The 22,211-nt window shown below is 57.3% G+C and carries 17 protein-coding genes; 6 read left to right on the plus strand and 11 right to left on the minus strand.

Going from position 1 to position 22,211, the window contains the following annotated elements:
• Nucleotides 1–1,119: 1,119 nt before the first annotated feature.
• Complete coding sequence (locus tag Q0915_RS29490; RefSeq protein WP_299483915.1) at nt 1,120–2,694, minus strand: RNA-binding protein; 1,575 nt, start codon at nt 2,692–2,694, stop codon at nt 1,120–1,122.
• 207 nt (nt 2,695–2,901) lie between these two features.
• Between Q0915_RS29490 and rtcR the strand changes: the two genes are divergently transcribed.
• The 4 genes from rtcR to Q0915_RS29510 all read left to right on the plus strand — a co-directional run bounded on the left by rtcR (nt 2,902) and on the right by Q0915_RS29510 (nt 7,356).
• Nucleotides 2,902–4,485: an RNA repair transcriptional activator RtcR gene (gene rtcR, locus Q0915_RS29495; RefSeq protein ID WP_299483916.1), complete on the plus strand. Its 1,584-nt coding sequence runs from the start codon at nt 2,902–2,904 to the stop codon at nt 4,483–4,485.
• Between the two features lie 156 nt (nt 4,486–4,641).
• On the plus strand, nt 4,642–5,160 hold the full coding sequence (locus Q0915_RS29500) for a hypothetical protein (RefSeq protein ID WP_299483917.1): 519 nt from the start codon (nt 4,642–4,644) through the stop codon (nt 5,158–5,160).
• 196 nt (nt 5,161–5,356) lie between these two features.
• Nucleotides 5,357–6,043 carry a hypothetical protein gene (locus Q0915_RS29505; RefSeq protein WP_299483918.1) on the plus strand — a complete coding sequence of 229 codons (687 nt, stop codon included), beginning with the start codon at nt 5,357–5,359 and terminating at the stop codon, nt 6,041–6,043.
• The gene (locus tag Q0915_RS29510) at nt 6,040–7,356 is read left to right on the plus strand and encodes a radical SAM protein (protein WP_299483919.1); all 1,317 of its coding nucleotides are present in this window, start codon (nt 6,040–6,042) and stop codon (nt 7,354–7,356) included. Before Q0915_RS29505 ends, Q0915_RS29510 begins: the two co-directional genes overlap by 4 nt.
• A gap of 179 nt (nt 7,357–7,535) precedes the next feature.
• Here Q0915_RS29510 and Q0915_RS29515 read toward each other — a convergent pair whose 3' ends face one another.
• The 9 genes from Q0915_RS29515 to Q0915_RS29555 all read right to left on the minus strand — a co-directional run bounded on the left by Q0915_RS29515 (nt 7,536) and on the right by Q0915_RS29555 (nt 18,692).
• Nucleotides 7,536–9,050, minus strand: a complete 1,515-nt coding sequence (locus Q0915_RS29515; RefSeq protein ID WP_299483920.1) for a caspase family protein — start codon at nt 9,048–9,050, stop codon at nt 7,536–7,538.
• Nucleotides 9,040–10,098: an OmpA family protein gene (locus Q0915_RS29520; protein WP_299483921.1), complete on the minus strand. Its 1,059-nt coding sequence runs from the start codon at nt 10,096–10,098 to the stop codon at nt 9,040–9,042. Before Q0915_RS29520 ends, Q0915_RS29515 begins: the two co-directional genes overlap by 11 nt.
• A gap of 171 nt (nt 10,099–10,269) precedes the next feature.
• A complete protein-coding gene (locus Q0915_RS29525) occupies nt 10,270–11,433 on the minus strand; it encodes an iron-containing alcohol dehydrogenase (protein WP_299483922.1) in 1,164 nt (387 codons plus the stop codon).
• A 260-nt stretch (nt 11,434–11,693) separates the two neighbouring features.
• Nucleotides 11,694–13,082, minus strand: coding sequence for an aldehyde dehydrogenase family protein (locus Q0915_RS29530; RefSeq protein ID WP_299483923.1), 1,389 nt, complete (start codon nt 13,080–13,082; stop codon nt 11,694–11,696).
• A gap of 217 nt (nt 13,083–13,299) precedes the next feature.
• Nucleotides 13,300–14,667, minus strand: a complete 1,368-nt coding sequence (locus Q0915_RS29535) for a glutamine synthetase family protein (RefSeq protein WP_299483924.1) — start codon at nt 14,665–14,667, stop codon at nt 13,300–13,302.
• A 115-nt stretch (nt 14,668–14,782) separates the two neighbouring features.
• Nucleotides 14,783–15,832, minus strand: a complete 1,050-nt coding sequence (locus tag Q0915_RS29540) for a TRAP transporter substrate-binding protein (protein ID WP_299483925.1) — start codon at nt 15,830–15,832, stop codon at nt 14,783–14,785.
• A gap of 121 nt (nt 15,833–15,953) precedes the next feature.
• The gene (locus tag Q0915_RS29545) at nt 15,954–17,294 is read right to left on the minus strand and encodes a TRAP transporter large permease subunit (protein ID WP_299483926.1); all 1,341 of its coding nucleotides are present in this window, start codon (nt 17,292–17,294) and stop codon (nt 15,954–15,956) included.
• Nucleotides 17,294–17,890, minus strand: a complete 597-nt coding sequence (locus tag Q0915_RS29550; RefSeq protein ID WP_299483927.1) for a TRAP transporter small permease subunit — start codon at nt 17,888–17,890, stop codon at nt 17,294–17,296. Before Q0915_RS29550 ends, Q0915_RS29545 begins: the two co-directional genes overlap by 1 nt.
• A complete protein-coding gene (locus Q0915_RS29555) occupies nt 17,883–18,692 on the minus strand; it encodes an N-formylglutamate amidohydrolase (RefSeq protein ID WP_299483928.1) in 810 nt (269 codons plus the stop codon). The genes Q0915_RS29550 and Q0915_RS29555 overlap by 8 nt, the downstream gene beginning before the upstream one ends.
• Before the next feature lie 147 nt (nt 18,693–18,839).
• Between Q0915_RS29555 and Q0915_RS29560 the strand changes: the two genes are divergently transcribed.
• On the plus strand, nt 18,840–19,709 hold the full coding sequence (locus tag Q0915_RS29560) for a MurR/RpiR family transcriptional regulator (RefSeq protein ID WP_299483929.1): 870 nt from the start codon (nt 18,840–18,842) through the stop codon (nt 19,707–19,709).
• 18 nt (nt 19,710–19,727) lie between these two features.
• Here Q0915_RS29560 and Q0915_RS29565 read toward each other — a convergent pair whose 3' ends face one another.
• Nucleotides 19,728–20,621, minus strand: coding sequence for a helix-turn-helix domain-containing protein (locus Q0915_RS29565; protein WP_299483930.1), 894 nt, complete (start codon nt 20,619–20,621; stop codon nt 19,728–19,730).
• A gap of 92 nt (nt 20,622–20,713) precedes the next feature.
• Here Q0915_RS29565 and Q0915_RS29570 point away from each other — a divergent pair, with 92 nt between their 5' ends.
• Nucleotides 20,714–22,081, plus strand: a complete 1,368-nt coding sequence (locus Q0915_RS29570; RefSeq protein WP_299483931.1) for an alpha-glucosidase/alpha-galactosidase — start codon at nt 20,714–20,716, stop codon at nt 22,079–22,081.
• Nucleotides 22,082–22,211 lie beyond the last annotated feature (130 nt).

A 22,211-nucleotide genomic window follows, 5' to 3' on the forward strand; every position in this document is an offset into this window, starting at 1 on the left:
ATACCCGCCTGGCGGCAATCGTGTCGCGGAATATCGTCAGAAACGAACTCCCGCCGGCATCCGCCAGGCTGTGCGGGGCAAGGTCTGGCAAGATCTTCTTTCCGCCACCGGATCGCTCCGGGCCAGGTTTGAACTGGCACGGGAAGCACTGTCGCGCCTCCCCTCCCGGCCGCGCCGGGAGGCGTCTACCTGTAATCCTGCCGGCATCCCCGATTTAGCGGCAAAGCCGCATTCAAAGTCACCGTTTTAAAATTCCAAAGTCCGGTCAAGGCGACGAGGTGGGTGCGAAACGTTCCTGCTCTACCAATTGAGCTACGCTGCATCAGATGGTTGCAGCGGCGGGACTCGAACCCGCAACCTGGCGATTAAAGATCGATGTAGTTCCGCAGGCATTCGCCCTGACCGGTTTTCCCTTGCGGCGGCAAAGTGATGACAAGACACTCTGGACAAGAATGTAGTCCTGCCGGCATCCGCCGCGTTCAAATTCTGTTCTCAAGTCTCCTACGTGTCCGGCTTCAAACCGGCGCTAACGTCAGTCCGGTCAGGACGACAAGGTGGGTGCAAAACACTCCTGCTCTATCCGTTGAGCTACGCTGCATCAGTTGGTTGCAGCGGCGGGATTCGAACCCGCAACCTGGCGATCCTGAGTCGATGTAGTTCTGCAGGCATTCGCCCTGACCGGTCAATTTCTGCGGCGGCAAGTCGGTGATGAAATCAGCTCCGTTGCCTTTCCTCGTTAGACGACATCGCGATCTCGCGAAGGCGTGGCCCGACCCACGCATTTCCGGAGGTAACAATGTAATTCCATCGGCATCCGCCTCGCATTAAACTCTCTGGAAAGACCAGGCGACAAAAGTGAAGAAACCTGGGAGTCCCGCTCGAGCCTAAGAGCGCATGCTGCGATCAACCTGTGCTCACAAAGCGCAGACAAGTTGATCGACCCGTTAAGGCCGGTCAGCTTATGGGCATCCCATCGGTTCCGATTGGATGTCCGCTGATCTGGAGGGGAGTCGAACCCGCTCAGACTTGATCCCATTGTTGGAGCAATGTAGTTCCTTCGGCATTCGCCGGATCTTCCCTGAACCGCGGCAGGCGGATGGCCCGCCGCGGTCGTATACGTCAGGTCAGATCGATCGCTTCGATCTCTCCGACCCACTGGTCCGCAGTCATCGTCCCCTTGGCAAAGGCCGCGATCTGGTCGAACACCGCATCGGAGAAGCCCCCGATGTTGAGGATATCCGGCCGCGACTTGGCCTGGCTTGTGCCGTAAGGCGCGATATCGATGCACACCAGCTTGGCATCCGGGTTACGCCTTTTCAGCGCTTCCCATTCACGCATCACGCCGGTTCCGTGCCGATCCTGGACGCCCGCCCAGGACTGGTTATCGGATACCAGGATCACCAGATCCGGTGCCCGGCGTTTTGCGTTCAGCCACGCCAGCGGCGCTGCACAGTTCGTCCCGCCACCCCACTGCTCGGTGAGCTTTTTGGCGTTGGTCATAACGGTGTCTCGCCCCGTCAACTTGACCGGCCGAACCTTGACTTCAAACGGCAGGACCGTGGCCCCGCGGTTTCGCCTCAGAACGGCTGCGGACACAAGAGCCGCAACATCGACGCAGCGCGTCTCGGTTGTCGCTCCCTTTCTGTACCCCGTCACCGGAGAGATCATGGAGCCGGAAACGTCCGGGCACACAACGACCTGTCCCTTGAAGGCCGGTACGTTGGCGACCGAGATTTCCAGCGCTTCGTGCATTGCCTCGCGGATTTCGGACGGCATATCCTCAGACAGTGCCTGAAACCCCGTGAGCAGCTGATACGGAAAGGCGCGAGCCTTCCTGATACGCTTCGGATCCTTCAGGATCTCAGCAACGATGCCGACCGCCGGTGTCCTTTTGAACCGTTCGTCTTCAAAGACGCCGTGGCGCAGGAAGGTGTTCAGGTTCATGCGCACCATGTTCCAGCTTCCGCGTTCTGCCAGCTTCGTCCAGTCTTTCCTGGAAAGCGGCAGATGCGTCAGCATCTGGAACGGAACGTCCGGTACGTCGCGGCCCTTCGGGTTCTCCAGGAAGGCCACATAGTCGCGGACCTGCTCCGGCAGCTTTTCGACATCGCACGGCTTGCCGATCAACCAGGCGAAGAGAGCGTCACGCTCCGAATCGCGCGGTTTCGGGTGCACCATCTTGATGACATCGGCAAGCGACGGGTCCTTTCCGATATTTGCCTGTAGCAACTGGTAATCCGTTGCCGCATTCAGCCAACCGCGCACCAGTGCTTTCGGCCTGGTCCCGAGCGACTTGCGTCCTGTCTGACCGGACCGCAGGATCTGCACGAAGTTGCGCAGCATTTTCCCGTCGGTCACGACATGCGGAAAGGCCTTCGCCAACAGCTGCGGATCACGCGATGTCAGCACCGCCAGCAAGAGGGCCGGCAGATCCTTCATCTTACCTTTCTGGCGGGCGTAGACAGCCGTCTTCGCCAGAAACGCATCGGGAACCGCTGCTGCCGTTTCAAGAACGGCCTTCAGTTCGAGGTCGGCGGACTGGTAGAACGTGTCGCCGATAGAGCCCGTCGCTGCCAGCTGCGCCAGCTTGTGGCGGTCTTCATATGTGTAGGCCTTGCCACCAGCCAGGTTCTTGGCGTCGGCTTTGCCGGAAAAACGTCCACGCTGGGATGCAAACAGAGATTTGTTCGCCATTGTCTCGCTCCTCAAATCCGTGCCTGGAAAGGCGTTGGTGTTCGTGTCTGTGTTGAGAAGGAGATTGCATCAGCAAAGCGTGCAGAAAAACAAAAAAGCGAATTTCGATTAAGATACTGATTTCAATATCATTTTTTGAATATTGACATTCAAGGCAAGAAATTATCTTATATCCTTAGATACGAATTTATAAAACTGGATACTTCATTGAAAAAGAACGTCGTCATCGGCTTTCTCGGCACTCAACTGGACGCCGGCAAAAAGCGCCGCTGGCGTCCGTCAATCGCCGTGACCCAGCATGGCAGCTTTCCGGTCCACCGGATTGAACTCCTTTATGACAGGGCGTTTCATCGCCTCGCGCAAAACGTCAAGGCCGACATCGAGGACGCAAGCCCGGCGACAGAGGTCCTGCTGCAGCTCGTTGACCTTCGCGATCCTTGGGACTTCCAGGAAGTTTACGGGGCCCTTTTTGACTTCGCGCGCGAGTATGGTTTCGACGAGGACAGGGAGGATTATTTCGTCCATCTGACAACGGGGACACACGTTGCCCAGATCTGCTGGTTCTTGCTGACGGAATCCCGTCACGTTCCGGCCAAGCTGGTGCAGACATCACCGCCGCGCGGCGAGGACAGCGAGGTCAACGGCCGCTACAACATCGTCGACCTTGACCTGTCGCGCTACGACGCCCTGCAGCAGCGCTTCGATCTCATTGCAGAAGAATACAACGCGCTCCTGAAAGCCGGAATCGAAACCCGCAACCCGGCCTTCAACAGCCTGATAGAACGCATAGAGCTGGTGGCTACAAACTCGGATGCGCCTCTGCTTTTGCTCGGGGACACGGGAACGGGCAAGAGCGAACTGGCAGAACGCATTTACGAACTCAAGCTGCAACGCCGCCGGGTAAAGGGCAGGCTGGTTCATGTGAACTGCGCCACATTAAAAGGCGAGCGCGCCATGTCGAGCCTCTTCGGTCACCGCCGTGGGACCATGGGAACCGGTAGCCCGGACAGGCGGGGCCTGCTGCGCGAAGCCGATGGCGGCGTTCTGTTTCTGGACGAGATCAACGAACTCGGCCTTGATGAGCAGGCGATGATCCTCCATGCCGTCGAGACCGGTCGATTCCTGCCCGTCGGATCCGATCATGAAATCACCAGCCGGTTCCAGCTCATTGCCGGAACCAATCGCGACCTCGGGTTACTTGTCTCTGAGGGAAAGTTCCGGCCGGATCTTTACGCGCGCCTGAACCTCTGGACATTCCGACTGCCCTCGCTTACCGAGCGCCGCGAGGATGTCGAACCCAATATCGAGTTTGAACTCAACCGGTCTGAAAAACTGCTCGGCAACCGGGTCGGCTTCAACGCTGATGCGCGTGCGCGCTATCTCGATTTCGCCATGTCTCCGGCAACGCCCTGGCCGGGAAACTTTCGCGATCTGGGCGCTTCGGTTCAAAGACTGTGTACTCTGGCCCCGCGCGGACGCATCACGCAGACGCTCGTGGATCAGGAGATTGAGGCCCTCGAAGGTCAGTGGATGAGCGCCGAAACCAATCCGGATGACGCCCTTTTGGAAGACTTGCTCGGAAACCGAACCAGGGACATTGACGCCTTCGACAGGGTACAGCTTGCCTATGTCATCCGCGTTTGCCGCAAGAGCCCCTCGCTGAGTGCGGCGGGCAGAGTGCTGTTCGCGGCCTCCCGCGCGACACGAACCAGCCGAAACGATGCCGACCGCCTCAAGAAGTATCTTGACCGGTTTGACCTCAGCTGGCAGTCGATTGTGGCCGATAGCTGATCGCAGCACACCGGGTTCACACGCCAATGGCGTTTCCGTGATCCGGACGCGCCTGAACTTGAAGTAAACGTCAACACGAAGAACATCGAGTTGAATGCACGTTACCAAATGCCTTCCCAAATAAAGGACGCAACAAGATTTTAATCTGGAAGGCTAATGAACATGATGGCACTTACTTCTGAAAACCGGCTGGTCGGCGCGCTGCCCTCCATCAACTTTGCAACTCTCGGACTGATGTTTGTCTCGGGCTTTTTCGCAACGGTCGCGTTTGACCTTTGGGGTCAGGTGATCAGCCCGGCGCTCGGCTATGCAAAACTCTCCCCGCATGGTCTGGCTCAAAGCCTGCTCGGCTCCCTCGGGCTGCCGAACACTGCCTTTGCCGGCTATTTCGTACACTTCTATGTGGTCGGTCTTATCGGGTATCCGATCGGCTGGATGTTCATCTTCGCACCGATCTGGCAACGCGTTGTCGGCAACACCCACTGGTTCCTCCCCTCCGCAATCTATGGCTTCGGTCTCTGGGTCTTCGCCATCGGTGGCATCACATCTCTCGCAGGCCTGCCGTTCTTCCTGAACTTCTCCGGCATTGTCTGGGTCGCTCTGGTCGGTCACGTGCTCTACGGCATCGTTATGGTCGCCATGCTGAAACTCATCGAAAAGCAGCAGAACGCCTGATCCTCAAAAAAACCATGCGGGCGAACCACGCCCACATCCAAAAAAATCGCGCCACATTGTGGCGCGTTTTTTTTGCACGACCTGACTGCGCCAACACATGTTGAAATGGGCCGTCAAAGAATGAAATAAGATAGTGGTGTTTCGAATTGCATCTCAGCTGGGGTTCTATTTGAAAGGCCCGAACGGAGGCTGGCATTTGAACATTTTTTTGCGCGTGTTGGCCGACCAGGCCCGGCTCTTGTCCTTCAGAGCCTTCAGGCCATCGCTTGCAGAGCATTGGCACATCTATCTCGGTTGGGGTCTCTTCACCACCTGGCTCGTCGGCATTGGCCGGTACTGGGATCACCCGAATGCGGAGTTGTGGCAGTATGCGGGCCTCGGCTCACTTGGATATGTTTTTGTCCTGGCGGCCATTGTCTGGGCCATTTCCGCCCCGCTCAAACCGCAAAATCTCAGCTACCGCAACATTCTGATCTTCATCACCCTGACCTCGCTGCCAGCGCTCCTCTATGCCATTCCGGTCGAGCGGTTTATGTCGCTCTCCTCGGCCCAGATGGCAAATGTCTGGTTTCTCCTGATCGTTGCCGCGTGGCGGGTAGTCCTGTTCGCGGTCTTTCTTCGGCGGGTGGGTAAACTCTCCACCGTCGCAGTTGTCGTTGCAACGCTTCTGCCGCTCGTGCTCATTGTGACAACGTTGACGATCCTCAACCTTGAACAGGCAGTCTTTAACGTCATGGGTGGAATTCGGGAGCCAACGTCCAATGACGCGGCCTTCGGCATCTTGGCATCGATCACGCTATTCTCCATGCTCGCAGCGCCGGTTCTCCTGATCATGTATTTGTTTCTGGTCGCCCGTATTCATTTGCGGAAATCTTCCATATGAGGCTCGGCCTGATCGCCATGAGCGGCGTCCGGGCCCAGAACCAGGGCCTGATGCAACTGGGCCTGACGCTGCCGGGATTTGTGGAACGCAGCAAGGTGATCGCGTCGCTGCCAAGCCTCGCCCTCTTGACCCTCGCGGGTCTGACACCGTCCGATATCAATGTCCGCTACCTTGAGGTCGCGGACCTCGCCGGTTTGGACGAGTTGCCCGGTGACTTTGATGCTGTCGCGATCTCAAGTTATTCCGCCCAGATAAAGGACGCCTATAAGCTTGCAGATCGTTACCGCCGCGAAGGAACCAAGGTCATCCTGGGTGGGTTGCATGTCACGGCCTGTCCGCAGGAAGCCGCGCTACACGCCGACGCTATTGCGCTCGGCGAGGCGGAGCCTGTCTGGCCGCAAGTTATCGAAGACCTTAAAAACGCCGGTCTGAAGCCGGTCTATGATGCCCGTTCAGGTTCCTTCGACCTGCAGCATGCACCCATGCCCGCGTTCGAACTGCTTGACATTGATCGCTACAACCGACTCACGGTCCAGACCCAGCGCGGCTGCCCGCTCTCCTGCGACTTCTGTGCCTCTTCGATCCGAATTTCACCGAAATTCAAGACCAAACCGGTCGAAAAAGTCATTGCAGAGATCCGCCGGATCAAAACCATATGGCCAAAGCCGTTTATCGAGTTCGCCGACGACAACACCTTCGCCAACAAAGCCCATGCGAAACGGTTGGCAAAAGCGCTCGCGGGCGAGAACATCCGCTGGTTCACGGAGACGGATGTGTCGGTTGCAGATGATCCGGATCTCCTTGCCATGCTGCGCGATGCCGGGTGCAGTCAGCTTTTGATCGGACTTGAGGCGACCGACAAGACGGTTCTGGACGGGATCGAGCAGAAAGCCAACTGGAAGGCCAAGCGCGCCGACACGTATCTCGAAGCGGTTCACAGGATTCAGGAACACGGCATCACTGTGAACGGATGCTTCGTTCTGGGGCTCGACGGGCAAACCGAGGAGAGTTTTGACGATGTGACCCGCTTCGTCAGGGAAAGCGGTCTTTATGATGTACAGGTGACGGTGCAAACCCCTTTCCCCGGAACCCCGCTCTATGACCGGTTAAAGTCGGAAGGACGCCTCATTCGCGCAAATGCCTGGGAAACCTGCACGCTCTTTGATGTCAATGTCAGGCCCGACCACATGACGGTCGATGAGCTTGAAGACAGGTTCCAGAACCTGGTGGCAACGCTCTATACAGACGATTTCACGCAATGGCGCCGCGGTGCTTTTCGGCGGCAGATACGAATGGCAAACAAGCCTGCTTAATCCCAGGACGTGTCCTTGCTGGGGCGGGTCACTCCTTGGTCAATTCTCCACCTGTTGCCAAAGCGCGTGCGTTGACATGGCGCACGTTCCAGAATTGGCCCCGAACAAATTCCTTTGGTAACCGGTGTTCAAGATCTGATGTTGATGAGCTCAGCTCTCCAGGTAAGCGGATCAATCCTTTATTGGCAGCCACCTTCGGCCCAGATCCGCAGCAGTTGCTTGAACACACCGCCGAAGGGGTGCTCCTTGGAAAGCGCTCTTGTCCCGTCATCCATGTAGGTCTTTGCCTGTGTGCACAGATTGGCCTGCTCCCACTGATGGCACGAAGCGCAGGTCTTGTCCTTCCATGCCGCCTCTGGCAGTCCCTCGATCGGAGGGAATCTGGGGCTCACAGAAAGAAGATCTGAGAGGCTCCTTGTGGCAATGTCCGGATCACCTGCCCCAAGTGGAACATTGAATGCAACCACATCCGGAAGGCCGCCCGTGTTGCCATCGTCAGCAGGCTCGGGAGCCGGTTCAACCGGGATCACAGGATCAGCGATGGGGTCCGTTCGCGGTTCGTTTTGATTAATCGTCTGAAGTTCAAGACGAGCAAGTTCTGCAAAACTCCCATCTGGATAGGTGTCCAGGTAAGCTTGATAATCTTCCACAGCGCCGGACTTTCGCGCCGCCTCGATCAGGTTCCGCTCCGCATCACTGGGATCGACAGAAACCGGCGCTTTTGCGGCAACCTCAGGCTCATCGGTTGAAGCGGTTTCCTGCATCTCGCTGGAGACAAGATCCTGCAGCAAAGAGCGTGCTTCTCCAGCAAACCGGCTGGTGGGATTGGCTCGCAAAAAGAGCATGACCTGAATTGGGTCTTTGCTCAATTTCACGGTTTCCCAAAGCTGGCGTTCCTGTATCTCTGCAGGAGACGGCATGACGGCGGGGACAAATTGAAAATTCGCGGTCATGGACGACGTGTCCCAGGGCGTCTGGACACCATTGGTTGCTGCCAGAACATCAAGGCGTACATTCTTGAACAGCGTCTCGATGGGTAGGCCAGGTGTCGACATCCGACGCGCAAGTGAGCCGGTGAACGGACTGTTGCCCCCCGTTCCGTCCAGCGCGACCTCTCCCGGCGCCGTGGAATATGCCAGGAAAGTGCCGCGCGGCGCCTTCATTTCCGCGAGGCCATTTTCGTTGAGGTCGGGAATTGCGACAAAGGGATTGTCGCGGCAGGCGTCAAGGATGACGATATTTGTCTGATTGTTCGCAGAGAACATCTGGCGCAGCAGCGCTTGCGCCGGCACAGCGACCAGGCTGAGATCGGCGGCGTCGGATAGATTGACGTCGACAGGAAGCAGGAAGTTGTCACCGAATGACTGCACGCCATGTCCTGCATAGTAGAAGAGGCCCGTCGCGTCGTCGTCCGCTTCCCGCAGCTTCCGTCCGAAATCGGCAATGGCCCGCGTGAGTTCGTCACGCGAAGCATCCGTCACCAGCATGACGTCAAAACCGACGGCCTCGAGCGATTCTGCCATGAGCACGGCGTCGTTCTTCGGATTGTCGAGCGGTGTCACATGCGTATAGGCCGAGTTGCCTACAACCAGCGCCAGACGCGGATCATCGTCGTCCGCCCGAACCTGCGAAACCAAAAACAGAACGGGCAGAATGAACAGAATTGTCCAGCGAAACTTGATCTTATTCGACAACGGTGAACTCGATACGGCGGTTGCGGCGTTTGCCGTCAGGTGTGTCGTTGGAGGCAACCGGTCTGGTCTCGCCATATCCGACGCTCGTTATCCTGGTCTCAGACACATTTTGATTGGAGATGTAGGCTTCCACCGCCGCTGCCCGCCGTTCCGACAGACGCTGGTTGCCCGCCGCGCTGCCGACGCTGTCCGTGTGTCCGCCGACTTCGATCTTGAGGTCCGGGCATCGGACAATAATATCGACCAGACTGTCGAGAAGTGGTGCACTGCGTGCGTCCAGGCTGGAACTGCCGCTGTCAAAATAGATATTGTCTGTCCGTGACAGGATTTCAAAACGTCCCTTGCAGGCTTCCTCGTCCAGATTTCCTTCCGGTTCAATTGCCGTGGCCGCTGCTTCGGTGACCTCAGGTCTTGTTTCCTCTGCAATCTTCTGGCCCGTATTCTTCGAAAACAGGAAGTCAAATGTGACGGTTGCAGAAGGTACAATGGCGACATTCGCCGCTTCTTCCAGCTTCTTGATGCCGCCATCAAGATTGAAGTCATTGGCTGCTATTGAAATAGGTGCGGTCGAGGAAACCGCGACGATGTCCTCACCAACAAGCGTGACCGCCACCTCGGTTTCAAGAGACTTCGTCACGCCATGCAGCTGAAGATCGAAGTTGAACGGTATGATCTTCCGTCTCAGTTTCGCCAGATCAGTGAGAGCCGCAGGGTCTATTTTTGCGGAAATCAAAGCTTCCGGAAACTCGAAAGTTTCAAAAAATAGAAAACGCATGCGCACGTTTCTAAGATCGATCTTGGTGTCGACGGAATCGAGGAAGATTCGGATTTCGGCTTCGCCGTCCGCTTCAATCTTTCCCTGAAACTGAACGAACCCGCTCGACTCAACTTTTGTGAGATTTTTCACCGATTGAAAACGCACGGTCGACGCTTCGGGCTGCAGCGTCCATCCCGGTTCGAAAAAGTTCGTTTGTGCGTTCGCCGCCTGCATGGAGAACACAAGACACACGAGGCACAGGAAAAAAGAAACAACCCGAGCAACCGTCATGATCAGGTCCCCTCACTTCAATCTGACGTCAACGCTACACATAGTCTGCGTCCGTTACGTTAGTCTTACAGTGCTGAGGGCTCAATGCAATGTTCCGCGCAATTGACCTGGGATCTTTTGCGCGGATATGTACTTAGGAGGGGAACTTTCCCACTTGCTTAGAATGACAGCCTAAACCGCACCACTCTGCGCCTTGTCGAAAATTTCCAGAGCACCGGCCTTTGTCAGCTCAACCGGATTGCCACCGGCAGTCGGATCGACAATAGCCATTTCGGCGATCAGATCGCGTTTGCTGTCATCGACATTCAGGCCCGCAAGCGTATGCGGCACGTCGAGGTCGCTGCGCAGCTTCAGCACCGTGTCGAGAACGCCCTGATAGCCGCCTGAAATTCCGAGGAAGCCGGCGAGCCGTTCGAATTTCTGTTCGATTGCCGCTCTGTTGTACTGCATCACGTAGGGCATGAAGACGGCATTTGTCATGCCGTGATGGGTGTCATAAAGCGCTCCGACGGGATGGGAAAGCGAGTGGATCGCCCCAAGACCCTTCTGGAAGGCGACCGCCCCCATCGCAGCGGCGCTCATAAGGTGCCCGCGCGCTTCGAGATCCGAGCCGTCGGCCGCGACCTTCGGCAGGTTCTCCAGAACGAGCCGCATGCCTTCCAGTGCGATGCCTTCCGACATCGGATGATACATCGGCGCCGAATACGCCTCCAGGCAGTGCGCCAGTGCATCCATGCCGGTGCCGATGGTGATGAAACGCGGCATGCCGACTGTGAGCTCCGGGTCGCAGATCACGATTTCAGGCAGCATTTTCGGGTGGAAGATCACCTTCTTGGTATGCGTTGCCTCGTTCGTGACAACACCGGCGCGCCCGACTTCGGACCCGGTACCGGCTGTTGTAGGAACAGCGATGATTGGCGCAATGCCATCTGAATCGGCACGTTTCCACCAGTCACCGATGTCCTCAAAGTCCCAGATCGGCCGCGTCTGCCCGGCCATGAACGCAATCAGCTTGCCAGCATCGAGACCGGACCCGCCGCCGAACGCAATAACACCGTCATGACCACCTTCCCTGAAGACTGCAACGCCCGCCGCAATGTTGCTGTCGACCGGGTTCGGCTTGACGTCCGAGAAAACGGCAGCCGAGAGACCGGACGCCTTTAGGCTTGCAATCGCGTCCGCGACCATCGGAAGACCTGCAAGGCCCGGGTCGGTCACGAGAAGCGGATTGGTCATGCCGACAGCCTCAACGGCTTTCGGCAGCTCCTTGATACGGCCAACACCGAAACGGACGGACGTCGGATAGGACCAGTTGACGGAAGGAAGTGAGCTCATGGGTGTCTCGTTGGTTTTGAGTTCTTCAAAGTCTTAAGTTTGCGGGCGATCGCATCCTGAAATCGGGGTCGAACACTCCACCGTTTGTCACCCCTGCACCCGCTTTCGCGGGCATAAACTCCGGCAGGGGTCCGATATTCATCGGCTCATACCATCCAAGGCTTGGTGGCTGAGTTGGTTACTGGATCCCGGCCTTCCACTTCGTTTCAGCCGGGACGACAATTGCAGAGGATCTGCAGGGTGTCGGTTCCTTCTCCCCCTCAGTGCTCCACCCGGAAGTGGAAGGATTTCGGCCGGGTCAGGTTGTGAAAGCCGATTTCAGAAAGCGCCGCACCCTTGCCGGTATCCTTGACGCCGGTCCACACCAGCGCCGGATCGAGATAGTCGCAGCGGTTCATGAAGACCGTTCCGGTCTCGATCCTGTCGCCGATCTCGGCAGCCGCCTCGACATCTTCTGACCAGATCGACGCCGTCAGGCCGTACGGGCTGTCGTTCATGAACTGCAGCGCTTCCTCGTCGTCCTTGACTTTCATGATGCCGACAACCGGACCGAAGCTCTCTTCGCGCATCACCGACATCTGGTGGTTCACATCGGTCAAAACCTGCGGCGCAAGATAGGGCGTACCGTCCTTGTTTTCAGAAAAAGCCGTCACGTCGATATGAGCTTTCGCGCCCTTGCGCAGGGCCTCGCCGGTCTGCTCACGCACCCAGGCGGCGAACCGGGTTTGCGCCATCGGGCCAAGAGTTGTTGTTTCGTCCAGCGGGTTGCCGAGCTGATACTGTTTTGTCAGGTCGACAAAACCGTCGACAAACCTGTCGAACTGGCTCTCATGCACATAAACGCGTTCAATACCGCAACAGCACTGCCCGGCATTGTAGAACGCGCCGTCGACCAGGTTGCCGATGGCATAGTCGAGATCGGCGTCCGCCCGCACATAGGCCGGGTCCTTGCCGCCAAGCTCCAGACCCAAGGTCGCGAATGTTCCCGCAACCGCCTTTTCTATCGCACGGCCTCCAGCCACAGAGCCGGTGAAGTTGACATGATCGATCAGGCCGGTGCCGAGCAGTTTTTCGGTGCCTGCATGGGTCAGAACGATGTTCTGGAAGACACCTTTCGGCAACCCCGCCATTTCGAACGCCTTGGCAAGACGCTCGCCGACAAGAAGCGTCTGCGCCGCATGTTTCAAAAGGATCACGTTACCCGCCATCAGCGCCGGCATGATCGTGTTGATGGCCGTCATGAAGGGATAGTTCCACGGCGCTATGACCATGACGATGCCGAGTGGCACACGCTTAAGATACCGCTTGAAGCCCGGTTTGTCGGTCCGCTCGATATCGGCCAGCGCATCTTCGGCGATGGACGCACAATACTCGGTGCGTTCGATCGTCCCGCCGAGTTCCCCGCCAAAACGCACCGGACGGCCCATTTGCCAGGCAAGCTCCGGCACGACCTCGTCATTCATGGCCTTCAGCGCTTCCAGCGCCTTTTCGCAATAGGCGACACGTTCGCCAATCGGTGTCGCCGCCCAGAAAGCCTCGGCATTTCTAGCCGCCGAAACAGCCCTTTCGACCCCGGCTTCGTCGAGCGCGGGACGTTCGGCGTAAACCGACCCGTCAACGGGGGAAATCAGCTTGATCACATCTGACATTTGAAACCTCTCATGCCGCATCTTTGCGCGCGGTGTGTTGAAAGTGGTTGGCTCTCGTTTTCCTCGTCCTGACCACCCCGAACCCGCATCCTGAGGAGAACCGAGAGGTTCGTCTCGAAGGATGGACCACTTGTCCGGAACCTGCCGCCCATCCTTCGAGACAGCGCTTGCACGCTTCCTCAGGATGAGGCCTGGGTCAGGGTAACCTTTGGCATTCCTATGCCCGCTCAAATCCGCGAGCGATCTCATAATCCGTTACAACGCGGTCGAATTCCTCGATCTCCCATTCCGCCGCACGGGCGTAGTGGTCAATGACCGCATCTGAGAACGCTTCGCGCAGAAACTTCGACTTGCGCAAAGTCTCGCGTGCATCGCGGAGCGTATGCGGGATTTCCTTCGCCTTCCGGTTCTCATAGACATCGCCGGTCGTCGGCGGATCGAGCGGCAGTTTTTCTTCCAGCCCCTTGATGCCCGCTGCGATCAGGGCAGCCAGCGCAAGATAGGGATTGAGATCGGACCCGCCGATGCGGCATTCGATACGAAGCGCCTTGGTCCCCTCGCCGCACAGCCGGAAGCCCGCAGTCCTGTTGTCAACAGACCAGACGGTTTTCGTCGGCGCGAAGGTCCCTTTCTGGAACCGCTTGTAACTGTTGATGTAGGGCGCCAGGAAATAGGTGTATTCGGGCGCGTATTTGATCATGCCGGCCAGGTAGTGACGCATCGTCTCCGACATGCCCAGCTCTGCCTTGTCATCGCAGAAGACATTGTTGCCCTTCTTGTCGAACAGCGAGTGGTGTACATGCGATGACGAGCCGACCTTGTCGCTGCGCCACTTGGCAAGGAAAGAGACCGAGCGTCCCTGCGCCCAGGCGATCTCCTTGACGGCGTGTTTGGCGATCGTGTGATACTCGGCGGTGTCCAGAGCCGGAGCGTATTTGATGTTCAGCTCCTCCTGTCCGGTCTCGGCCTCTCCCTTGGTGTTTTCAACGGGAATACCTGCACCGTAAAGGCCGTTGCGGACCGGCCGCATCACGTTCTCTTCCTTGGTGGTTTGCAGGATATGATAGTCCTCGTTGTAGCCGGAGATCGGCGCAAGGTCGCGGAAGCCTTCCTTTCGGATCTCGTCGAAACTCTTTTCGAACAGGAAGAATTCAAGTTCGGTCGCCATGATCGGCGACAGACCCATGTCCGCAAGCCGGGCAACCTGTGCCTTCAGCATCGCGCGGGGCGAGTGCGGAACATCTTGGTGCGTATGGTGGTCCTGGACGTCGCACATCACCAGCGCCGTCGCTTCCAGCCAGGGAACTTTCCGCAGGCTCGACAGGTCCGGCTTCATCACGTAGTCGCCGTAGCCGCCAGACCAGCTCGTCGCCGCGTAACCTTCCACCGTGTACATCTCGAGATCGGTCGCCAGAAGATAGTTGCAGCAATGCGTTTCTTCATAGGCAGTGTCGACGAAATGCTGGGCGTGGAAGCGCTTGCCCATCAACCGTCCCTGCATGTCGACAATACACGCAAGCACCGTGTCGATCTCGCCGGATGCCACCAGCGTCTTCAGTGCGTCAAAGGTCAGGTTGCCAGGCATTTTGTCTCAATCCGGTGTTGGGCGGTGTTTCTTGGTCAAGAGCCCGGCCCGGCAGTTTCCTGACGGGCCGGTAAATCGTGGCCGTGCCGAAAAGCATTCGGCACGACCGGCGTCGTTAGCTGTAGCGGTATGGCCGTCCAGCCTTCTGCATGTCGGCGTTGTACTTCTTGAAGATCTCGACGACCTTCGCCTTGACGGGAGACTCGGACGCAATTTCGTCCCAGAAAGCGAGAGCAGCTTCTTCAACGGTCGCCCATTGCGCATCCGGGATGGATGTCAGTTCCATCTTGGTGCCGTTGACGCGCAGAGCCGCTTCACCGCCCCAGTACCACCACTGGCGATAGTAGTGAGATGCGTCCATGGCGAGCTGCAGCATGGTCTTCAGATGATCGGGCAGCTCGTTCCAGCGCTCCATGTTGGCAAAGAACGATCCGGCCCAGGCACCGGAGATGTTGTTGGTCAGGAAGTAGTTGGTCACGTCCGCCCAGCCGACCGTGTAGTCTTCGGTGATTCCGGACCAGGCAATGCCGTCGAGTTCGCCTGTCTGCACGGCAACTTCAATGTCTTCCCAGGGAAGCGTCACGGGTACGACACCGAACTGGCTCATGAAGCGGCCGGCTGTCGGGAAGGTGAAGACGCGTTTGCCCTGCAAGTCTTCAAGAGAGCGGATCGGGTCCTTGGTTGCAAAGTGGCACGGATCCCAGGCACCAGCGGAAATATGTTTCACGCCGACCTTTGAGTATTCCTCCTCCCAGATTTCCTTCAGGCCATACTGGTTGAACAGCACCGGCACGTCGAGCGAATAGCGGGACGCGAACGGGAAGTATCCGCCGAACACGGTGACTTCGGTCGGTGACGCCATGGAATCGTCGTCCGACTGAACAGCATCAATGGTGCCCTGCTGCATCGCGCGGAAGAGCTCGCCGGTCGGGACAAGCTGGTCGGCGGTGAAGAGTTCAATTTCCATCTCGCCATTCGCAGCCTTGTTGAAGGCGTCGATATGCGGCTTGATCACATGCTCGGCGAGAGCCGGACCGGCATAGGTTTGCAGGCGCCATTTGATCGGCGACTGTCCGTGCACCGCGGGTGCTGCGAGCGTTGTGGCTCCGGCGGCGGCAACTGTTCCGACACCGGCTTTTTTCAGAAAGTCACGTCTGTTGGTCATCTCAGGTTCCCCTAGTTACAAGTACAAAATCCATGCGGTGCGACCGTTTTCCGGTTCTGTTTTACCGCTGCCAAAAGTCCGTTTCCTCCGGACAGTCTTTTTATTGTCCCGCATGGCACCGCTACCTGCCATAGACCAGATCGGGCAGCCAAAGCGCAATCTGCGGGAAAGCCATCACGAGCGCCAGCGCCAGGACCATCACCAGGACAAATGGTGTGATCGAACCATAAATGTCCCGCATAGTGATGTCCTTGGGCGCCATTGCCCGCATCAGGAAGAGATTGTAGCCGAACGGCGGCGTCATATAGGCAATCTGCGTGGTGATCGTGTAGAGGACGCCGTACCAGATCAGGATATCCGTGCGCGGCATGCCGAGGTCCAGCGTGGCAACCAGCGGCACATAGAGCGGCGCCACGATCACCAGCATTGCCGTGTCGTCGAGAAACGTGCCCATGACCAGGAAAGACAGCTGCATCAGGATCAGGATCATCCAGGGCGACAGGCCGAGCTGATCGGTAAAAAGATTCTCGATTGCCTTGACGGCGCCAAGCCCGTCGAATACCGCGCCGAAGCCGAGAGCAGCCAGGATGATCCACATGAACATGCAGGAAATACCAAGCGTGTTCTTCAGGCACAGAGTGAGAATGTCCCAGGTCATCCGGCCCCGGAAAATCGCGGCAAGCAAGGCAGTCAGTGCACCGATGGCCGAGCTTTCAACCAGACTGGTCCAGCCGTTGACGAAAGGCACCATCATCGTTGCGAAGATGACGATAGGCAGGATGCCGGCCAGCAGCAGTTTGTATTTCTTATCCTTGGATGCTTCGCGTTCGTCTTCGGTCAGCGCCGGTCCGAGTTCGGGTTGAATCCGGCACCTGATCGCAATGTAGACAACGAACATCGCCGCCATCATCAGCCCCGGGACGGCTCCCGCCAGCCAGAGTTGGCCAACAGGTGCCCTCGCGATCATCGCGTAAAGAACCAGCACGACCGATGGTGGCACAAGGATCCCGAGCGACGACCCCGCTTGGATCACCCCCGTGACCATGCGCTTGTCATATTTGCGTTTGAGCAGTTCCGGCAGCGCGATTGTCGCACCGATCGCCATTCCGGCAACGGACAGACCGTTCATCGCCGAGATAAGCACCATCAGGAGGATCGTGCCGATGGCAAGCCCGCCGTTCACCGGCCCCATCCAGACATGAAACATCTTGTAGAGGTCGTCGGCGATCTTGGTCTCAGACAAGATATAGCCCATGAAGATGAACATCGGCAGCGTCAGCAGCGGATACCACTTCATCAGCTTCATCGCCGCCGAGAAGGGAATGTCACCGCCGCCCGTTCCCCAGAGCAGCAGCGCGGCAATGGAGGCGATACCACCGATGGCGCCGAAGACCCGCTGCCCCGTCAGGAGCATCAGCATCATCGACGAGAACATCAGAAGAGCGATCATCTCATACGACATCAGATCGTCTCTCCCTTGATCCGGGCAATGTCTTTCAAAAGCTCAGCAAGGACCTGCAAAAGCATCAGAAAAAATCCAAGGATCATGATCAGTTTCACGGGCCACAGATAGGGGCGCCAGGCCGTCGGACTGCGCTCGATAAACCCGAGCTTTTCCTGCGCGCCGGCCGGGCCGCCGGTCAAGAAGGCTCCGATCAGGTCCATGTAGAATTGGAAGGGTTCCTTGCCGAAATAGCCGAGTGAATAGGCAAAGGAATTCAGTGCTCCGTAGATGAGCACACACAGATAGAACACCAGCAGGAGTACGGTGAAAGCGTCGAACCACGCTTTCTTTTTCACGCTCCACTCGGCGTAAAACAGATCCATGCGCACGTTGGACCCCAATTGGATCGAATAGGGTCCGCCGAGGACGTAATAGGCGACCATCGCGAACTGGGCGACTTCAAGTGTCCAGAGCGAGGGATTGAAGAAGGTCTTGGATATCGACGACCAGAGCAGGATGCCTGCCATGACGAAGACACCCCACATGATGACCTTTCCAAGGCCGCGGTTGAAACTGTCGACGATGCGCACATAGATCCGCGCGGCCTTAAGCATCGGCCCCTCCCGCAGCGGCTTCGCCGCGTTCCGGGTTGCTGGCCTGCATGGCCTTCTGCAGAAGCGGCGCCAGCAGACCTGCCCAGCGCTCTTCTTCTTCCGGCGTGGTTATCTCGTCATTGCGGATCTCCACCATAAGGCACGGCAGTTTCCGGTTTTCACCGTGCCTGCTGAGCGTGTAGTAAACGCCGTCTGACGGGGAATAAGGCTCATTGTCTCCGACTGTCAGGCTGCCGAGTTCCTTGAGATCTGCGAGCACCTGTTCGGCAAGCCGTCTGTCCCTGTCCGAAATCAGGCCGATCTCCCAAGGCCGGCTCTGTCCCTTGTAGACAGGCGTGTAGGAGTGGATCGAGACAACCGCTGTTGGCAATCCGCGGCCTTCCCGCTCGCTGATCACCTTGTCGATCGCGTCATGAAAAGGGCGATGCACCAGATCAAGACGAAAGGATTTCTCGTCATCAGAGACATTCTTGTTTCCAGAAATCTCGGTGGTTTCGCTCAAAGAGGGGATCAGGTCTCCCCTGTCTTCCTCGCGGTTGCAGTCGATGATCAACCGCGAAATCGTGGTGTGGACCAACGGGGAATCGAGGCGCTCGGACAACCCCTTCGCAACACCTAGGGCCCCCGGATCCCACGAGATATGCGCGCGCTTCTCGGCATCTGTAATGCCCAGGCACTGATCGTAGGGCGGCGGAAAAAAATTGGAAGCATGGTCGCAGACGAAGACGAAAGGTCCCGTCCCCCGCGAATTTGCAATTGCAACAGCCCCGGCGAAGTCGCCGTTTTGAGGGCTTGCTCCCATGCTTGTTCCCCTTGAAGTGCCAACACAGCACTTTGTAATGTTTATTACAGGATTGCTGATTGAGTTAAGTTCTGTAATATTTGATACGCAGATCGATGCCGCTGTCAAATGAAAATAAGACGACGGGGACACAAGCAGGCAAAACACATGGAACGCCCACTTCTGGAAGATATTCGCGACCGCCTGGACGAGTTCACAAGCACCGAAAAAAGAGCAGCGCATGCCCTGATGGCGAATTATCCGGTACAGGGTCTGGGTACCGTGGCGCAGTTTGCCGAAGCCGCCGGGGTGAGTTCTCCGACGATCCTTCGATTTGTCGGACGGCTTGGATTTCCAGGCTTTTCAGAGTTTCAGAAAAAACTGAGAAACGAACTGGAAAGCCAGCTGAACTCGCCGCTGGCTCGAAGCACGACGCTTGGCGAACAGACCAGTGGCGATCCGCATGTCAGCCAGTTGCTGGAAAACGTCCGGGAGACCTTTGAGCATCTTCCCAAGGGCGAACTTGACGGTTTGATCCGCCTCTTGTCGGACGAGAAGAAGACCGTGCACCTGATCGGCGGACGGTTCACCGACGGGCTTGCGAGATACACGGCAGCGCACCTGCGTATTGTACGTTCCGGCGTGAATCATATCGCCGGGCAACAGGGCAACTGGCTGGATCAGCTGTTGGGCATCGGCCCCAAGGACGTTGTTCTTGTGTTCGATATCCGCCGCTACCAGACGGAAATCATCCAGTTCGCCGAAGCTGCCGGAAAACAGGGAGCAACGGTGGCCCTTGTTACAGATAGCTGGATGTCGCCTGTCGGCCGCATCGCAAGCTTTGTTCTTCCGGCAAGAGTCGCAGTCCCCTCACCCTGGGATTCGTCCCTTTCGCTGATGGCCATTGCGGAAGTGCTGATTGCAGGTGTTACGCGCCAGAACCAGCAAAACGCGCAGGAACGGATGCGTGCGCTGGAGGCATTGCGGAATGAAATTGATCCCTCGACAGAAGGACGGCTTGGCGGGCCGGACATCTGACCTTTTCCACCCGGTCGGTCACGCGTGACGTAACTCGCCCGGAGAATTGCCGTAAACGGTTCTGTAGTTGGAATAAAACTGGCTCGTCGAAGAAAACCCCGATTGAAAGGCCGCTTCCGATACCGAGACGTCGGACGACAGCAATAGCTCCCGGGCCCTGATGAGGCGCATGCGGATTGTGAACTGTTTGAGCGTGATGCCGAGATATCTTCTGAAGAGGTTTGACGCGTAATTCGCGTTGAGGCCTGTCGCCTCTGCAATGTCACGCGTTGTCAGTTGGCCGGAGATATTCTGAATTACCGTTTCGATCATGCTCACGACATGTTCTGTCGGTCCTGCACGCACTTCCTGGTTTAACATGGGCGTTTGCGGGATTCTAAGGTCCTCCAGCGTGTCTCTCAATGCAAGGCGACGCATCAGCGCCTGCAGTTCGATTGTGAGACATTCAAATCGCTGCAGATTTCGGGACTCGTAATCGCCGAACCAACGGTCGATCATGCGCTCATCGACGAGGTCCTCGGGCACTGCCAGAAAGGCCCCGGCCAGCAACGCGCGCTGAACGTGCCCCGCACCACGCAACGACAGAAAGACATCCAGCGGAAAATACATGTTCGTGAGTTGGTAATTGTCTGCATTGTCTGGACCGAGTTTGAGCGTCTGATGGGGGATACCCGCCCAGAAGAAACAAAGGCGCCCCTTGGGAAGAACCACCTGATCCGTTTCGAATTGATAGGTCATCGATCCGCCGACCAGCCAGTTGAATTCGATGTGACCGTGCCAGTCGATCGGGTGTGTGACCGGCGCAAAACGCCGCATTGCAAATTGCCCGAAGACCACCGGCTTGCCGTCAACGTATGTTGCGCGGTCGCTGTCATCAGGGCCGAAAATCGACTGTCTGTGCAAATCAGGCAAATCTGTAAAATCCGGACTTTTTTCTTTGATTTCAGGATATCTCAAATCATCCCGAAAGTGCAGTCTGATTTCAGCAACCGAAGGAAGATGTCATGTCTCACACAACCAAGATTACGTTTATCGGTGCAGGCTCCACTGTCTTCGCCAAAAACATAATTGGCGATTGCCTTTTGCGTCCCGCGCTTGCAAATGCGCATTTTGCGCTGATGGACATCAATTCGGAGCGGCTGCGTGAATCCGAACGGGTCGTCTCCAAGATGATCACGTCGCTCGGCACAAGAGCGACCGTGTCTTGTCACTCCAATCAGAAGGAAGCCCTCGAGAACTCGGATTTCGTAGTCGTTGCCTTCCAGATCGGAGGCTATGAACCTTGCACGGTCACAGACTTTGAAATTCCGAAAAAGTTCGGCCTGCGCCAGACGATTGGAGACACGCTCGGTATTGGCGGCATCATGCGCGGGCTGCGCACTGTCCCGCATTTGTGGAGCATCTGTGAGGACATGCTGGCCGTTTGCCCGGATGCGCTGATGCTGCAGCACGTCAATCCGATGGCGATCAACACGTGGGCGATAAGCGAAAAATACCCGGCGATCAAACAGGTGGGCCTGTGTCATTCCGTTCCACTTACCGCGGTGGAGCTGGCGGAGGATCTCGGCATCGACCCAAGCAGATTGAGCTACAAGGTCGGCGGCATCAATCACATGGCCTTCTATCTGCATCTGCATGAAAAACTGGATGACGGCACGCTTCGCGATCTTTACCCGGTCCTGAAACAACGAGATCTCGAAGGCAAAATCTCCAAGACCTCGAACTGGAACCCACGCTGTCCCAATCTTGTCCGCTACGAGGTCATGCACAAGCTCGGCTATTTCGTCACCGAGAGCTCCGAGCACTTCGCAGAATATGTGCCATGGTTCATCAAGAAAGGACGAAACGATCTCATTGAGCGGTTCTCCATTCCCCTTGATGAATACCCGAAACGATGCGTGGAACAGATTGCCGATTGGAAAGAGCAGGCAAGGGTCTTTCTCGGCCCCGATGCCATCGACGTAAAACTGTCCCTTGAATACGCATCTGAAATCATGAATGCGGTAGTCACGGGAGTGCCGGCGACCGTCTATGGCAACACACCGAACCATGGACTGATCGACGCCCTTCCACATGGATGCGCGGTGGAGGTTCCATGTCTTGTTGATGGGAACGGCGTGCAGCCAACCCGCGTCGAAAACATTCCTCCACAGCTGACAGCAATGATGCGAACCAATGTGTCTGTTCAGGAGCTTACGGTGCGTGCCTTGATCGATGAAGTGCCCGAGCATGTCTATCATGCCGCGATGCTGGATCCGCACACCGGCGCTGAACTCGATCTGGACCAGATCAGCGCGCTGGTAGACGAATTGATAGCAGAGCACACGGACTGGCTCCCCTCCTGGCTACATGGTCAGAGGAAAGCGGCCTGAACCGTTGCACTTCAAGTGACTGAGATAAGTGGCTGCCACGCGACATCGGGTGGTGGCTGCAGACTGACGCAAGGCTTGAATGGAAGCCGCGCGATCCCTGGCTTGCGCATTGCGCCGTTGGTCCCGGCTA

The organism is uncultured Roseibium sp. (genome assembly GCF_947494555.1).
Lineage (GTDB): Bacteria > Pseudomonadota > Alphaproteobacteria > Rhizobiales > Stappiaceae > Roseibium.

Coding starts and splice junctions, on each gene's coding strand:
- Q0915_RS29490 (WP_299483915.1), bottom strand. CDS start 2,694: ATGGCGAACAAATCTCTGTTTGCATCCCAGCGTGGACGTTTTTCCGGC.
- Q0915_RS29500 (WP_299483917.1), top strand. CDS start 4,642: ATGAACATGATGGCACTTACTTCTGAAAACCGGCTGGTCGGCGCGCTG.
- Q0915_RS29510 (WP_299483919.1), top strand. CDS start 6,040: ATGAGGCTCGGCCTGATCGCCATGAGCGGCGTCCGGGCCCAGAACCAG.
- Q0915_RS29520 (WP_299483921.1), bottom strand. CDS start 10,098: ATGACGGTTGCTCGGGTTGTTTCTTTTTTCCTGTGCCTCGTGTGTCTT.
- Q0915_RS29525 (WP_299483922.1), bottom strand. CDS start 11,433: ATGAGCTCACTTCCTTCCGTCAACTGGTCCTATCCGACGTCCGTCCGT.
- Q0915_RS29530 (WP_299483923.1), bottom strand. CDS start 13,082: ATGTCAGATGTGATCAAGCTGATTTCCCCCGTTGACGGGTCGGTTTAC.
- Q0915_RS29535 (WP_299483924.1), bottom strand. CDS start 14,667: ATGCCTGGCAACCTGACCTTTGACGCACTGAAGACGCTGGTGGCATCC.
- Q0915_RS29540 (WP_299483925.1), bottom strand. CDS start 15,832: ATGACCAACAGACGTGACTTTCTGAAAAAAGCCGGTGTCGGAACAGTT.
- Q0915_RS29545 (WP_299483926.1), bottom strand. CDS start 17,294: ATGTCGTATGAGATGATCGCTCTTCTGATGTTCTCGTCGATGATGCTG.
- Q0915_RS29550 (WP_299483927.1), bottom strand. CDS start 17,890: ATGCTTAAGGCCGCGCGGATCTATGTGCGCATCGTCGACAGTTTCAAC.
- Q0915_RS29555 (WP_299483928.1), bottom strand. CDS start 18,692: ATGGGAGCAAGCCCTCAAAACGGCGACTTCGCCGGGGCTGTTGCAATT.
- Q0915_RS29560 (WP_299483929.1), top strand. CDS start 18,840: ATGGAACGCCCACTTCTGGAAGATATTCGCGACCGCCTGGACGAGTTC.
- Q0915_RS29570 (WP_299483931.1), top strand. CDS start 20,714: ATGTCTCACACAACCAAGATTACGTTTATCGGTGCAGGCTCCACTGTC.